Consider the following 14,037-nt stretch of genomic DNA (forward strand, 5'->3'; position numbering starts at 1 on the left):
ACACAATCATCAGTGTGCGAGAGAGGCAATCGAGCCACGTTCACACGATCAGCGACAGAGAGAGCACCAGCAAAAGGGCAATCACCGAAATTAAGGTCTCGCAGATCGACCAGCTGCGGAGCGTGTCCGCGACACTTAGCCCGAAGTACTCCTTTACCAGCCAAAAGCCGCCGTCGTTGACGTGGCTCAGCACCACCGACCCCGCGCCAGTGGCGAGCACTAGCAATTCAGGTCGAACCGCAGGCTGGGCAGCGGCGAGCGGCGCTACGATGCCGGCCGCGGTCGCCATGGCTACGGTGGCCGACCCGGTCGCGACCCGCATCAGTGCCGCGATCGACCAGGCGAGCACCAGTACCGGTACGTGCCATTGCGCGGCCAGCGCTACCAGCGCGCCGGACACTCCGCCGTCGGTCAGCATCCGGCCGAACCCGGCGCCGACGCCCACGACGAGCGTGATCAGCGCGGTCGGAGCAAGGCAGTCGTTGGTGTAGCGCTGGATCGTCTCCATCGTCAGCCCGCGCGCGAGCCCGAGCGTCCAGTAGCTCGCGAGCACCGCTGCGAGCAGCGCGACCACCGGCGTTCCGACGAAGCGGATGATCTGGTCCGCAGTCGAGCCAGGTGCGGCGATCGTTGTGCCGACGCTCCCCAGCAGCATCAGCGCGACCGGCAGCAGAAGGGTGGCGACGGTGATCCCGAACCCCGGTAGTACGCGATCTGGCCTCTCCGCCGCCGGCGTTGCCGATGGGGCGGCCGGGGCGAGGCGCGGCACGATCAACCGGGCGTAGAGCGGCCCGGCGATGGCGGCGGTCGGCACGCCGACGATCAGTGCGAACAGCACGGTCAGCCCGACATCCGCGCCGAACGACTGGGTCGCCAGCATCGCCGCCGGGTGTGGCGGCACCATCGCATGGACGACCGACAGGCCCGCCGCCATCGGCAGCCCGAGCCGCATCGGATGCTGCCCTACCCGGGCGGCGACCGCAAAGACGATCGGCACCAGCAGCACGAAGCCGACCTCGAAGAACACCGGCAGACCGACGATCAGCGCGACCGTCATCATCGCCCAGTCGGCGCGGCGTGCGCCGAAAAAGCCGATGACGGTTTGCGCGACCCGGTCCGCGCCGCCCGACTCGATCATCATCTTGCCGAGGATCGTCCCCAGTCCGACGACGAGCGCGATATGGCCGAGCGCGCCGCCGACCCCGGCCTCGAACGCCTTGACGATCGAGGCCGGCGGAAAACCGGTTGCCAGCGCAAGGCCGAGCGAAACCAGCACCAGCGCGATGAACGGGCTGAGCCGGACGCGGACGATCAGCACGATCAGGATCGCGATCGCGGCCGCGCCCTCGATCAGCAACAGCGTGCCGGACGCCACTTACGGTTTCTTCCAGGCCACGCAGTCCACCTCGACCTTGCAGTCGACCACCATCTGCGACACCACGCAGGCGCGCGCTGGCGGATTGGCGCCGAAATATTCCTTGAAGATGCGGTTGAACGACATGAAGTCGCGCGCATCGTCCAGCCAGACGCCGCAGCGCACGACATGCTCCGGCCCGTAGCCGGCTTCTGCAAGGATCGCCAGCACGTTGCGGATCGCCTGATGCGTCTGCGGGACGATGCCGCCGTCGATCACCTCGCCGTCAACCATCGGCACCTGCCCGGAGACGTACAGCCAGCCATCGGCCTGGACCGCGCGAGCGAACGGCAGATGCTGCCCGCCGGTCCCGCTGCCGCCTTCGACGCCAAAGCGCTTGATCCCGTCACTCATTCATCGATCCTTCTCGTTGAAAACATTCCGGCTTTCCGGGCGGCGCAGCATCCGGCCGCCGCGCGCGCCGGTGACGCCGTTGCGATCGAGCGTCGCTACGCCGTTGACCCACACCCCCAGCACGCCCACGGCTGGCTGCGCGGGATCGTCGTAGCGGGCGTGGTCGGCGATCCGCGCGGGATCGAACAGCACGAGGTCCGCGGCCATGCCGACACGGACGTAGCCGCGATCCACCAGCCCGAGACGGTCGGCAGTCAGCCCGGTCATCTTGCGGATCGCTTCGGGCAGCGACAGCAGCCCGCGTTCGCGGACGTAATGCGCGATCACGCGCGGGAAGCTGCCCCACAAACGCGGATGGGGACGCGGATCGCACGGCAGGCCGTCCGACCCGACCATCGTCAGCCGGTGCGCGAGGATGCGGTCGACGTCCGCCCCGGCCATGCAATGGTACACCGCCCCGGCCGGTTGCAGCCGCCGCGCCGCCTCCAATAGAGCGACGCCCCAATCGGCGGCGATGGCGTCGAGCATCCGCCCGGCCTGCGTGGGTTCCGCATCCGACCAAGTGATCATGATTGGGGTTTCCGGGACGACCTGTCCGAGATCGAGTGTCGAGGAACTGGCAGTGTAGGGATAACAGTCGCAGCCGACCGGATGCGTGCCGGCAGCTTGTTCCAATTGCTCGAGAATCGCGCCGCTACGGCCATGCTGCGGCGCGCCTGCGCACTTCAGGTGCGACACCACCAGCGGTGCGGCGGCGTGGCGCGCGATCGCGACCGCCTCGTCGATCGCCGCGCCGATCCCGGCGCCCTCGCTGCGCAGATGCGTGCAATAGACGCCGCTTGTCCCGCGCAGCGCCGCGGCGACCGCCATCACTTCCCCGGTAGAGGCGTGGATCGCGTTCGCATAGGCCAGTCCGGTCGAGAAGCCGAACGCGCCCGCGGCCAGCGCGTCGGCGAGGTCGGCGCGCATCGCGTCGCGCTCGGCGACGCTGGCGTCTCGGTCGAGCCGGTCGAGATGCCGCGCACGCAACGCGGTATGCCCGACCAGCGCCGCAACGTTGGTGGCGGGCGCAGCGGCGTCGACCGCAGCGGCGTAAGCGGCGAAGGTGGCGTAGCGGAACGCCGCCGGTGCGCCGAGCAACACCATGGGATCGGGCAGAAAATCGCCGTCGGCACATCCGGCGCCGGCGCTGATCCCGCAATTGCCGACGACCACCGTCGTGACGCCCTGCGTGATCTTCGGAGTCATCGCGGGGCGGGTGATCGCGACGAGATCGTCATGGGTATGCGCGTCGATGAAGCCGGGAGCGAGCGCGAGCCCGCGTGCGTCGATCGATCCGGCGGGTAGGGAGCCGTTTGCAGGGTTGACGGAGGCGATTCGTCCGGCGCGGATCGTCACGTCGGCGCGGAAGCCCTCGCTGCCGCTGCCGTCGTACAGCATCGCTCCGGCGATCGTCGTTTCGGTCATGATGCGCTCCTCACCGCTCGACCGCATTGTCACTGCCCCCCGCAATTAAGTAAACGTCTTGAATTATCAGGAGGCTGGCGGTGACGATGATCGAGTTGAACAAGGGTGTCGGCCAGGGTGACGGGCCGTGGAACTTGCTCGCCGGCGACGTGCCGTTCCCCGCCGCGGTGCTGAGCGCATCGCGCATGGCGCATAATCTCGCATGGATGCGGTCGTTCATCGACGCTTACGGCATGGCGCTCGCACCGCACGGGAAGACCAGCATGGCGCCCGCGCTGTTCCGGCGGCAGCTCGAGGCCGGAGCGTGGGGCATCACCGTCGCTACCAGCCAGCAGGCGCGGGTGGCGGCGGCGCATGGCGTGGAGCGGATCCTGATCGCCAATCAGGTGGTCGGTGCCGCGAATCTCGCCGAAATAGCCGGGCTCGCGGCGCGCCCGGAACTCGAATTGCTGTGTCTGGTCGACAGTCCGGCGGGTGTGGCGATGCTGGGGGCCGCATGTCGCGCGCGCGGGGTGACGCTCGATGTGCTGATCGAGCTGGCGCCCGAACGCGATCAGCCGGGTTTTCGCACCGGCATCCGTGACGCGGCGCAACTCACGGCGGTGCTCGACGCGCTGGCCGAGTGGCGCGGCGCGTTGCGGCTCGCGGGGGTCGAGTTCTACGAGGGCGTGCTGCCCGACGAGGCCGAGGTGCGCCGCTTCGTGCGGCGGGCGGTCGAAACGACCGCACGGCTGGTGGAGGCGGGAAGCATCGAGCGCGTGCCCGCGATCCTGACCGGCGCGGGGTCGGCGTGGTATGACGTCGTGGCCGAGGAGAGCGCGGCGGCGACCCGCGACGGCGCGGTGCAGGTGCTGCTGCGGCCGGGCTGCTACCTGAGCCACGACGACGGGCTGTACCGCGCCGCACAGGAACGGATCCTCCAGCGCAATCCGGTCGCCCCGACGCTGGGCGAGGCGTTGTTGCCCGCGCTGCGGATCTGGGCGGTGGTGCAGTCGATCCCCGATCCGGCGCGCGCGGTGGTGGCGATGGGCAAGCGCGACGTCGCCTTCGATGCCGGGCTGCCGCGCCCCGCGACGCTGTTCCGCCCCGGCCGCGACTCGGCCCCGGCGACCGCACCCGCGCATTGGGAGGTCACGGGGCTGATGGACCAGCACGCCTATCTCGCCATCACGCCCGGCGACGATCTGGCGGTCGGCGACGTGCTGGCCTTCGATATCTCGCATCCGTGCCTGACCTTCGACAAATGGCGGCGCGTGCTGGTCGCCGACGACGCACATCGCGTGGTGGAGGTGGTGGAGACGTTCTTCTGATCGTCGCCACCAAGCGGCGGCTCAGCGCGTCAGGATACCGATCTCCGCGATCGCCAGCCGCTGCTCGCCCTTGGCGGTGCGGGTGAAGGCGATCTCGATATAGCGGCCACGATGCGGACGGGCGAAGGCGAGCCGCTGCGGGGCCTGATTGGCCGCGATGTTGCTGAACTCGCCGCGCTCCTGCGGCGGCCCGGCCAGGGCCGGATCGTCGCCGACCCGCACCGTCCAGGCGGCGGGATCGCCGGCGCCCTGCGGCGCGTGCCAGCCGGGCTTGAGCACGAAGCCGCGCACGTCGACGCTGCGGCCGAGATCGATCGTCACCGAGCAGGGCCTACCGTCGGCGCCGGTCAGCGGCGCGATCCAGTCGGTGCGGTTCAACTCGTCGATCAGCCGCTCGGCACCGGGCGCGCTGGCTCGGACGATCTTCCAGTCGCTCTTGCGGATGTCGAAGCTCTGGCGGCCGACCGTGCTGAGCGCGCTTGTGGCGCGGTGGATGCCGATCGCCTGCACCACGCCGCCGTCGGGGAGCGGGAAGGGCGCAGTATAGCGTGGCGAGGCGAGCGTCGGGGCGCTGCCGTCGATGGTGAACGCGATCTCCTGACCCGGTGCGTCGCTGGTCAGCGTCACCATGCCGTCGCGGTCGCGCACGATATGCGGCGGTTCGAGCAGCACCGGGGCCAGATAGAGGCCGAAATCGGTGATCGCGGGCACAGCGCGCGCCGCGACGATCCGCATCCTTACGCCGTGGGTGGTGACGGGCGCGTCGAGGCGGATCACGCGCTGCGATCCGATCCCTTCCTTGCTGACCACCTCGACCCACGCGCCGGCGCGCTGCACGTCGATCGCGAACCGGTCGACGCGCAGCCCGAGCGGCAGATGCTCGGCGAGCCGCACCACGTCGAAGGTCCGCGCGCCGCCGAGATCGAGCGTCAGCGTCGGCACCGCCGCGCCGTCGCAGCTCGCCCAGAAGCTGGCGGGATCGCCGTCGAGCACGTTCGCCGCCGGATGACCCGGCCGCGCGCTGCTGGCGACCGGTCGCGCGCCGCCGGCGAGATTGATGGCATACATCCGGCGCAGCGCCGCGCCGAAGGTGGTGAGGTTGCCGACATCCTCGTCGGTGACCAGCCCGCGCGTGTCGGGCGCAAGGTTGAGCAACAGCCCGGCGCTACGCCCGACAGTCTCGAAATAGATTTTCATCAGATTGGCGGGGCTGCGGCTCTGCCCGTCCTCATAGGCGTGCCAGAACCAGCCGTAGCGGGTCGAGACATCGGCTTCGGCGGGCCACCAGACCGCGCCGCCGCGCACGCCGCTATTGCCCTTTTCGGGGGTGAAGCCCTGGTCGTCCATCGTCGCCCAGCACGGGTCGCCGGCCTCGCCCTCCTCGTTGCCGACCCAGCGCAGGTCGGCGCCGACCGGATCGAAGGTGCAGGCCATCGGCTGGAGTTCGTGGACATAGTCGATGATCGACGGCCAGTTGTAATAGGGCACGGCGTCGATCTTCCGCGTCTCGCGCGCGCCGCCGTAATAGCCGTCGCCGCCGTTGGCGCCGTCGAAGAAGACCTCGTAGATCGGGCCGTAGTTCGTCAGCAGCTCGCGGAGCTGGTTGCGGAAGAAGGTGATATATTCGGGTCGCCCGTAATCGGCGTGGTTGCGGTCCCATGGCGACAGATAGATGCCGAACTTGAGTCCGTGCCGGCGACAGGCGGCGGACAGCTCGCCAACGATGTCGCCCTTGCCGTCCTTGTACGGGCTGTTCTTGAGGCTGTGCTCGGTATAGGCGCTTGGCCACAGGCAGAAGCCGTCGTGATGCTTGGCGGTGATGATGACGCCGCGCAGCTCGGCCGCTTTTGCCGCGCCGACGATCTGGTCGGCATCGAACCGCTTCGGGTTGAAGATCGCCGGGTCCTCGTCGCCATAGCCCCATTCGCGATCTGTGAAGGTGTTGATCGTGAGATGGACGAAGGCATTCTGCTCCATCCGGTGCCAAGCGAGCTGTCGCGCCGAGGGCGTCGCGCCATAGGGGACCAGCTTCGAGGCGGACGGCGCGGCGAGCGCCGACGCGGGAAAGGACAGGCCGGCGGCAGCACCGGCGATCACGCCGCGCCGCGACAGAGGGGGGAGAAAGGTCACCGTGGCTCCTTCGGGGTCAGTCGCACCGTATCGATGCCGTAGAGCGGGCCGCCGACCGGCGGCGCGATCGTCAGGCACAGGTCCGCCTGCGCGGTCGTCGATGCCAGCGGCGCGTCGAGCGTGAAGCGGTTCGGCGCGCTCGCGGGGTCGGGAAGCGGCAGCGCGGCGAGCACCGCGCCGGCACAGTCGCCGGCATGGACCAGCAAGGTGCCGAAGCGGGTCGGGGTATAGCGCCACACCACCTGCTCGCGCTGCGGCTGGCGAAGCGCGAAATTGCGCGGGAGCCGCCCGATCGTCACGCTGATCGAGCCGACCTGATCGAGCGGAGCGTCGGGGTAACGCCAGCAGCTGTCGAAGATGTTCATGCTGTGCGCCGGCCCGGCGGTCGCGTCGGGCGAGAGCGGGAGGCGCAGCAGGATGCCGGGGGTGGCGGTGCACGGCGGCAGCGCGGCGCTGCTGCGGGTCAGCAGCGCGGCCGGGGCGGTGTCGAAGCGGCGCGGCGCGGCGAGCGCGCGGCCGTCGGGGGCGATCGTCGTCGCGCGGATCACGCTGCCCGCCGCGACCGTCAGCGGCGTGGCATAGGCGGGGGAGGTGGCGGTGGGCGCGCTGCCGTCGGTCGTGTAGCGGATCGTGCCATAGGCCGCCTGCCGGGTCAGCGCGACCGTCACGCGCTTGGCGCGCAACGCCGCGCCGACCCCGCCGGTCACCGCGAAATCGACCGCGAAGGCGGAGTCCGCCGCGGCGATCCCTTGGCGTCGATAGCGGTCGAGCTGCGGATCGAGCCGGGTGAGGAAGGCCGGCCAGTCGCGTGCCGCCTTCGGTGACCACGCCATCTCCGCCAGCGCGGCGAGACGCGGGAACAGCGCATGTTCGCGCTGTTCGGGGGTGACCATATATTCGGCCCAGAGATTGGCCTGTGCGCCGAGCACATGCTGCGCGCGGGCGGGCGCGATCGCGGCGGGCAGCGGATCATAGGCATAGACGTCGGCGAGCGTCTGAATCTTCAGCCGGCCGGGCGGCTCGTCGCCGCGCGCGCTTTGCAGATTGTCGAGATAGAGCACCGGGCCGGGCGACAGCACCACGTCATGCCCCATGTTCGCCGCCTCGATCGCGCCGGCCTCGCCGCGCCACGACATCACCGAAGCGGAGGCGGGCAGCCCGCCCTCGAGGATCTCGTCCCAGCCGATCAGGCGGCGGCCGTGGCGGGCGAGATGGTCCCCCAATTGCCCGATGAACCAGCTTTGCAGCCGTTGTTCGTCGGCGATGCCGAGCGCGCGCCTCTGCGCCTGCACCGCCGCCGAGGCCTGCCACTGGTCCTTGAGCGCCTCGTCGCCGCCGACATGGATATAGGGGGAGGGGAAGATCGCCATCACCTCGTCGAGCACGTTGCGGACGAAGGAGAGGCTGCGCGCGTCGGTGCCGAACAGATAGGGGTTGATCCCCCAGTCGCCCGACACCGGCGGACGGTCGCCGAGCACGCCGATCTCGGGATAGGCGGCGATCGCGGCCTGCGCATGGCCGGGCAGGTCGATCTCGGGGACGATCGTCACCGCGCGTGCCGCGGCATAGGCGACCAAGCCGCGCAGCTGCTCCTGCGTGTAGAAGCCGCCATATTGACCGGGCGGTGCGCCATGGTTGGGCGTTGTCGATGCGCGCCACGCGCCTTTCCGGGTCAGTTCGGGATAGCGTTTGATCTCGATCCGCCAGCCCTGATCGTCGGTCAGGTGCAACTGCAGGCGGTTGAGCTTGTGCTGCGCCATCATGTCGATGACGCGCTCGATCGCGGCGACCGGCTGCATGTGGCGCGCGACGTCGAGCATCACCCCGCGCCACGCGAAGCGCGGCCGGTCGTCGATCGCCATCGCGGGGACGGCGACCGCGTCGCCGAAGCGCGCATCGGGCGCGAGCAATTGCGCGAGCGTCATCGCCCCGTAGAAAAGGCCCGCATCGCTGACGGCGGTGACGCGGATCTCGGCGGGGGTGACGTCGAGCCGGTAATGTTCGTCGCCGGCGGTCGCCTTGCCGCCGCGGACGAAGCGGATTGCGCCCGCGCCGCGGTCGACGACGCGCAGGCGCAGGCCGCGGGTGCGGGCGACGATCTCGATCGCGCGCGCTGCTGCGTTGCGCGCGGCGGCGTCACGGCCCGGCACGACGATCGTCGCACCATCCTCGACCCGGAACGTGCCGGTGCCCGGCGTGACCGCGGCCGGCACCGGCAGGACCGCGGCCAGCGGCGCGGCGGCGGCGGGGGCAGCGACCAGCAGCGTCGCCGCGAGCCCGATGAGGTGGCCGGTCATCATTCGCTCTCCCGATCGTGGCGGCGCCGCCCGCGGGGCATCAGAACCGCGTCGTCGCCGACACGGAGATCATCCGCCCCAGCGTGTCATAGCGCTGCGGGATCGTATTGCCGCGCGACAGCGCATAGTCATAGGTGTTGGTGAGGATCGGCTGCTGCCGGTCGAACAGATTGTTGACGGCCGCGGTCAGCGTCAGCCCGTCAGCGATGTTGAACGCCAGCGCGAGGTCGAAGTAATTGTACGCCGGGATGCGCGTGAAGTCGGCGACGGCGGTCTCCGGCTTCGAGTTCGGGCCGCCGTTCTGCCCGGCGGTGGTGCCGGCGATGTAGCGCCACGCCAGCGAGGCGCTGAACACCTCGTCCTGCGTCGTATAGGTGGCGCGGGCATTGTGGACCCAGCGCGGCGCGGGCTGCGGGCACGACCCGCCGAAATAGCCGACGCAATTGATGCGCGGCTGGTTGACCGCCGCCTGTCCGCCCTGATCGGTGGTCAGCGTGCCGTTCATCAGCAGGTCGAGCTTGCCCGCTTTCTCGCCGAAGCGCAGCGAATATTGCGCCTGGAAGTCGTAGCCCTCGGCATAGAGACGGTAGGCGTTGAGGTTGCCGCCCTGAATATAGCCGCCGGCGCCACTGGTGCTGGTCAGCTGATAGGTGGTCGGGTCGCGCACCAGCCGCGTGCAATAATAAGGATCGCCGGTGATGACGCAGCCGTCGACCGCGAAGCTGGCGCCGAGATAGCTGATCACGTCGTTGACCTGAATTTTATAGCGATCGACCGAGAGGCTGAAGCGCGGCAGGAAGCGCGGGGTCAGCACGAAGCCATAGGTGGTGGTGCGCGCATCCTCGGGGACGATCGGGGTGCCGTTGTTGCGCTGGCGACAGACGTCGTCGACGCAGCGGATGCTGCCGGGCACGCCGGCGGCGAGGCCGTTGCCGTAGAGATTGTCGGGCAGCCCGGTCAGCCGGCACGCCTCGCGGCTGGCGAGCGGCGCGACGCCGTTGACGCTGGCGCACGGATCGACGATCGTCGCATTCTGGTAGCTGATCGTCTGATTGGCCTCGCGCAGCCCCGGCGCGCGCGCGGCGCGGTTGCGGCCGAAGCGGAAGGTGATGTCCTCGCTGGGCGAATAGACCGCCTCGATCTTCCAGGTGTTGAAGGTCTCGGGATTGGTGCTGTACTTGGACAGGCGATAGCCGCCGTTCACCTGCAACAGCTTGATGAGCGACACGTCCTGCACCAGCGGCAGCTGCGCCTCGACATTGCCCTCGACCACGTCCTGTTCGGCGAACCGGTCGGCGACCCCGCCATAGACCTCGATGAAGCGCGCGTTCTGGAGCCCGCGTTCCTGCTGCTTGCGATATTCGGCGCCGATCGCGATCGCGAGCCCCTGTTCGGCGAAGGGCGAGCGGATGCCGTAGCGGGTCAGGTCGGTGGTGAGGTTGGCAGTGACGTCGTAGAATTTGGCGCGCAGGTCGCTGTTGCCGAGCCCCTCGTTGAACAGATAGTTGCTCAGCGCGGCGCTGCCGGGATTGTTGGCGACGAAGACGTTGAGCGGGACGCACGCCGGATCGCTGCCGTCGACCACCGAGCGGCAGGTCGGCACGCCGCCGACGTTGACGACGTCGAGCGCACGGTTGACGTGCGCGGTGACCGGGTTGCCGCCCGGCTGCCACAATTGCCGGCTCTCGTCGTAGACGCCGCCGATATCGTAGCGCCATCCTTCCGCGATCTCGCCGCGCACCGAGGCGTTGATGCGCGTCTGCGTGTTGGTGAACGTCTCCTTGTCGCGGTCGCCGGCCAGCCCGGGGAAGCCATATTGCACGCCGAGCGGCGCGAAGGCGGTGGTCCCGGCGGTAGTGCCGCAGATCGTCTGTGCCTGCGAGGCGGACAGGAAGGGATTGTCGCAATTTACCCGATAGGTGCCCTGCACATACGGGCCGTAGAGCAGGTTGGCGGATTTATCGCGCAGGTACATGACGCCGAGCGAGAATTCGGCGGCCGACGACGCCTTGAAGTTGATGAACCCGCCGGCGTTGTAACGCTCATAGCCGCGCGCGGCGAGCCGGTCGCCCTGATTGGCGTAGCCGGGGATCGTCGCGGCTGGCGCGAAGGTGCCGGGGCTGCCGGTGACGTTCGAGTAATTGACGCCGTTGGCGGTCAGCGTGCCGTTGGGCGAGGCGGCGGTGACGCCGCAGATCAGGTTGTTGACGCGCAGCGGGTTGCCGGTGTCGCGGCGCAGCTGGCAGCCCGAAGCGTCGCGGTCGCGGAACAGGATGCCGTCGGCGGTACGGTAGGTGCCGTAGACCGAGACGTTGAGCCGGTCGTCGAGGAAATTGTGCCCCCAGGTGGCGCTGAGATCGGCGCGCCTGCCGTCGTTGGTCATGCCGGTCGGCGTCGTGATCCCGTAGCGCGCGGCGACCGGCGTCGAGACGTTGTTACGGTTGTTGTGGTTGTAGAAGCTGTAATTGGCCGACAATTGCAGCCCGGTGAAATTGCGCTTGATGACATAATTGACGACGCCCGCGATCGCATCGGAGCCATAGACCGACGACGCGCCCCCGGTCAGCACGTCGACGCGCTCGACCAGCGACACCGGGATCAGGTTGGTGTCGACCGACTCCGTCCCCGCGATCCGCTGCCCGTTGATGAGTGACAAAGTGCGGTTGAAGTCGAGCCCGCGTAGCTTGACGCCGCGCTGCTGACCGTTGCTCTGCTGGTAGTTCTGTTGCGCATCGGGCTGGACCTGCCCGAGCCGGTTGGTCACTTCCTCGAGATTGACCGCGCCCTGCGCCCTGATCTCCGAGGTGGTGACTGTGGTGATCGGGCTGGCGGACTTCAGGTTCGGGCGGACGATGCGCGTGCCGGTGACGACGATGTCGACCGCACCGGCCGGCTCCTGCGCGGCCGGCTCGCCCGTGATCGCCGCGGCGCGCGCCGGTTCGCCCTGATCGATCTGCCCGAGCGTGCTGAGCGCGGCGGGAGACGGCGCAGCCGGCTGCGCGCTGACCACGAACACGCCCTGCTGGGTGCGCGACGCGGCGAAGCCGCTGTTGCGGAGCATCTGGGTGAGCGCGGCGCCGACCGGCATCGTGCCGGACACGGCCGGCGCGCGGCGCGACGCGAGCCGCGCCTCGTCGAAGACGATCTGGATATGCGCCTGCTGCGCCAGCGTGCGCAGCGCCTGCGCGAGCGGCTGCGGGCGAACGTCGATCGGCACCGCGGCCTGTTGCGCCTGCGCCGGGGACGCCGCGATCAGCAGCGCCGCTGCCAGCGCCAGCGTGCTCGACCGCGCGCCGATGATACCAAATCCACTCCTGCCGGTCATACCGCCCCCATTTTATCTGGTTACCGGAATATGACGTGTGACGATGCAAAACCCTCAGCGCAGGGCGGAACTTTTTTGCGACCCTGTCGTGATCGCGACGTCTCGAGCGAAATTGGTATGGTCGTCACGGCGCGGTGTCAGCAGGATGTCGCGCTCCGAGACGACTGCTTTTACCGGAAAGGCCGCGACCACGCCCTGCACGAACGCATCGGTATCGCCGGTGTTGAACACGCCGCTGACCCGCATGTCGGCAGCCTGTGGCGCGACGGCGATCGGCTTGCCGACATTGTAGCGGTTGACGCGCTGGACCGCGACGCTCAGCGGCTCGCTGGCGAACGATAATTGCCCGCCGCCCGGTCGATCGCCGATCGACGCGGCGCGCAGCACCGCATCCGGGGCGTCGTCGGACAGGATCAGCTCGCGTCCCGGGGTCAGCGCCTGTTCGGCAGGCTGGCGCGCCCCCGCGACCCGCGCGAGCTGCGCTGACGGACCGCCGCCGCGATCGCGCAGCACCGCGACATGCCCCTCGTAGAGCGCCACGCGCACCTCGCGCGCCAGCCGCTCGACCGAGAAAGCGGTGCCGACCGCCACCACCACGCTGCTGCCGCTGGTCACCGCAAACGGCCGCAACGGGTTCCTCGCGACCTTGAAACTGGCGCGCCCGCGTTCGAGCGTCAGGTCGCGCCGGTCGTCGCCGAACCGCACGCGCACCGCGCTGTCGGCATCCAGCACCATCGTCGATCCGTCAGCGAGCACCACCGCGCGCTGTTCGCCGACGCGGGTCTCGTACAGCGTCGCGCGCTCGCGCAGCAGCAGCGTGACGCCGATCGCCAGCAATACCGCCGCCGCGACGGCCAGCCATGGCGCGATGCGCCCGCGCGGCGGGGCCCAGCGCCGCCGGCCCGCCGCCTGCACCGCCGCAAGCGCCTGTTGGCGCAGCGGCAGCAGCTCGGGCGCGTGCGCGTCGAGCGCGATCCCGTCCCACAGCCGCCGCACGCGGGCGAAGCGTTCGCGATGCACCGGGTCCTGTGCCAGCCACGCGTCGAGCGCCTGCTGCTCGGCGGGGGTCGGCTCGGCCTCGTGGAGCCGCAGGCACCAGGCGATGGCCTGATCCTCGATCTCCTGTTTGCGCTCGGTGCTCATCGTTCGCCTCCCGCATCGCGCAGCAAGGTTCGCATCGCGGTGGCGATATGCTTCTCTACCGCGCTGACGGAGATGCCGAACGTCTCGGCGATCCCCTTCCGCGGCATTCCTTCGAGGCGGTACAGGATGAAGATGTGGCGGGTCCGTTCGGGAAGGGTGTTGAGCACCGCGGCGACGCGGCCGACGCTCTCGCGCGCCTCGAGCAGCCGCGCGGCGTCGAGCTGGTCGATGTCGGCCTCGCGCCCCGGATCGTCGTGGCGGTGGAAGCGCGAGCGGACCGTTTCGCGGCGGTAATGGTCGTTGACGAGGTTGGCGGCAATGCGGAAGATGTAGGCTTCGGGATTGTCGACGACATGCGGTGGCCCGGCAGCGAGCCGGCAGAACAGGTCCTGCGTCAGATCCTCGGCATGAGAAGGGTCGCGCAGCCGTCGCTGAAAAAATGCGATCAACGCCGGACGGAGTCGACCGGACAATGCCAGCAGGTCCGCAGACAAGGCCCTTGGTTGAGGTCGATCCATTCGCATAGAGAGTAGACGGGTGAGCGGTCTAAAGACACAGTGGCATCCACGAATTTCGTCGCTTGCACTTTTGAAAGGT

Annotated in this window: 9 protein-coding genes; 1 reads left to right on the plus strand and 8 read right to left on the minus strand. The window is 69.3% G+C overall.

All coding sequences use genetic code 11. From position 1 onward, the window contains the following. Positions 1 to 40: 40 nt before the first annotated feature. The 3 genes from SPHPH_RS0100605 to SPHPH_RS0100615 are packed head-to-tail and all read right to left on the minus strand — an operon-like array spanning position 41 to position 3,235. Positions 41 to 1,375, minus strand: coding sequence for a GntT/GntP/DsdX family permease (locus SPHPH_RS0100605; RefSeq protein WP_037487812.1), 1,335 nt, complete (start codon positions 1,373 to 1,375; stop codon positions 41 to 43). Next, positions 1,376 to 1,768, minus strand: a complete 393-nt coding sequence (locus SPHPH_RS0100610) for a RidA family protein (RefSeq protein ID WP_028964969.1) — start codon at positions 1,766 to 1,768, stop codon at positions 1,376 to 1,378. Next, a complete protein-coding gene (locus SPHPH_RS0100615) occupies positions 1,769 to 3,235 on the minus strand; it encodes an N-acyl-D-amino-acid deacylase family protein (protein ID WP_028964970.1) in 1,467 nt (488 codons plus the stop codon). 86 nt (positions 3,236 to 3,321) lie between these two features. Here SPHPH_RS0100615 and SPHPH_RS0100620 point away from each other — a divergent pair, with 86 nt between their 5' ends. Further along, positions 3,322 to 4,545 carry an amino acid deaminase gene (locus SPHPH_RS0100620; RefSeq protein ID WP_037488858.1) on the plus strand — a complete coding sequence of 408 codons (1,224 nt, stop codon included), beginning with the start codon at positions 3,322 to 3,324 and terminating at the stop codon, positions 4,543 to 4,545. 21 nt (positions 4,546 to 4,566) lie between these two features. Here the strand turns inward: SPHPH_RS0100620 and SPHPH_RS0100625 are convergent, their stop codons facing one another. From SPHPH_RS0100625 to SPHPH_RS0100645, 5 genes are read right to left on the minus strand one after another with little or no spacing between them, the layout of a single operon-like run. Then, positions 4,567 to 6,675 carry an alpha-L-fucosidase gene (locus SPHPH_RS0100625; protein WP_081668411.1) on the minus strand — a complete coding sequence of 703 codons (2,109 nt, stop codon included), beginning with the start codon at positions 6,673 to 6,675 and terminating at the stop codon, positions 4,567 to 4,569. Beyond that, complete coding sequence (locus tag SPHPH_RS0100630; RefSeq protein ID WP_028964973.1) at positions 6,672 to 8,972, minus strand: beta-N-acetylhexosaminidase; 2,301 nt, start codon at positions 8,970 to 8,972, stop codon at positions 6,672 to 6,674. Before SPHPH_RS0100630 ends, SPHPH_RS0100625 begins: the two co-directional genes overlap by 4 nt. 40 nt (positions 8,973 to 9,012) lie before the next feature. After that, positions 9,013 to 12,297, minus strand: a complete 3,285-nt coding sequence (locus SPHPH_RS18425) for a TonB-dependent receptor (RefSeq protein ID WP_051272744.1) — start codon at positions 12,295 to 12,297, stop codon at positions 9,013 to 9,015. A 54-nt stretch (positions 12,298 to 12,351) separates the two neighbouring features. Continuing rightward, positions 12,352 to 13,440, minus strand: coding sequence for a FecR domain-containing protein (locus tag SPHPH_RS18430; protein WP_051272746.1), 1,089 nt, complete (start codon positions 13,438 to 13,440; stop codon positions 12,352 to 12,354). Continuing rightward, positions 13,437 to 13,964, minus strand: coding sequence for a sigma-70 family RNA polymerase sigma factor (locus SPHPH_RS0100645; protein WP_337587812.1), 528 nt, complete (start codon positions 13,962 to 13,964; stop codon positions 13,437 to 13,439). Before SPHPH_RS0100645 ends, SPHPH_RS18430 begins: the two co-directional genes overlap by 4 nt. Between the last annotated feature and the right edge of the window lie 73 nt (positions 13,965 to 14,037).

This window comes from Sphingomonas phyllosphaerae FA2, assembly GCF_000427645.1.
GTDB classification, from domain to species: domain Bacteria; phylum Pseudomonadota; class Alphaproteobacteria; order Sphingomonadales; family Sphingomonadaceae; genus Sphingomonas; species Sphingomonas phyllosphaerae.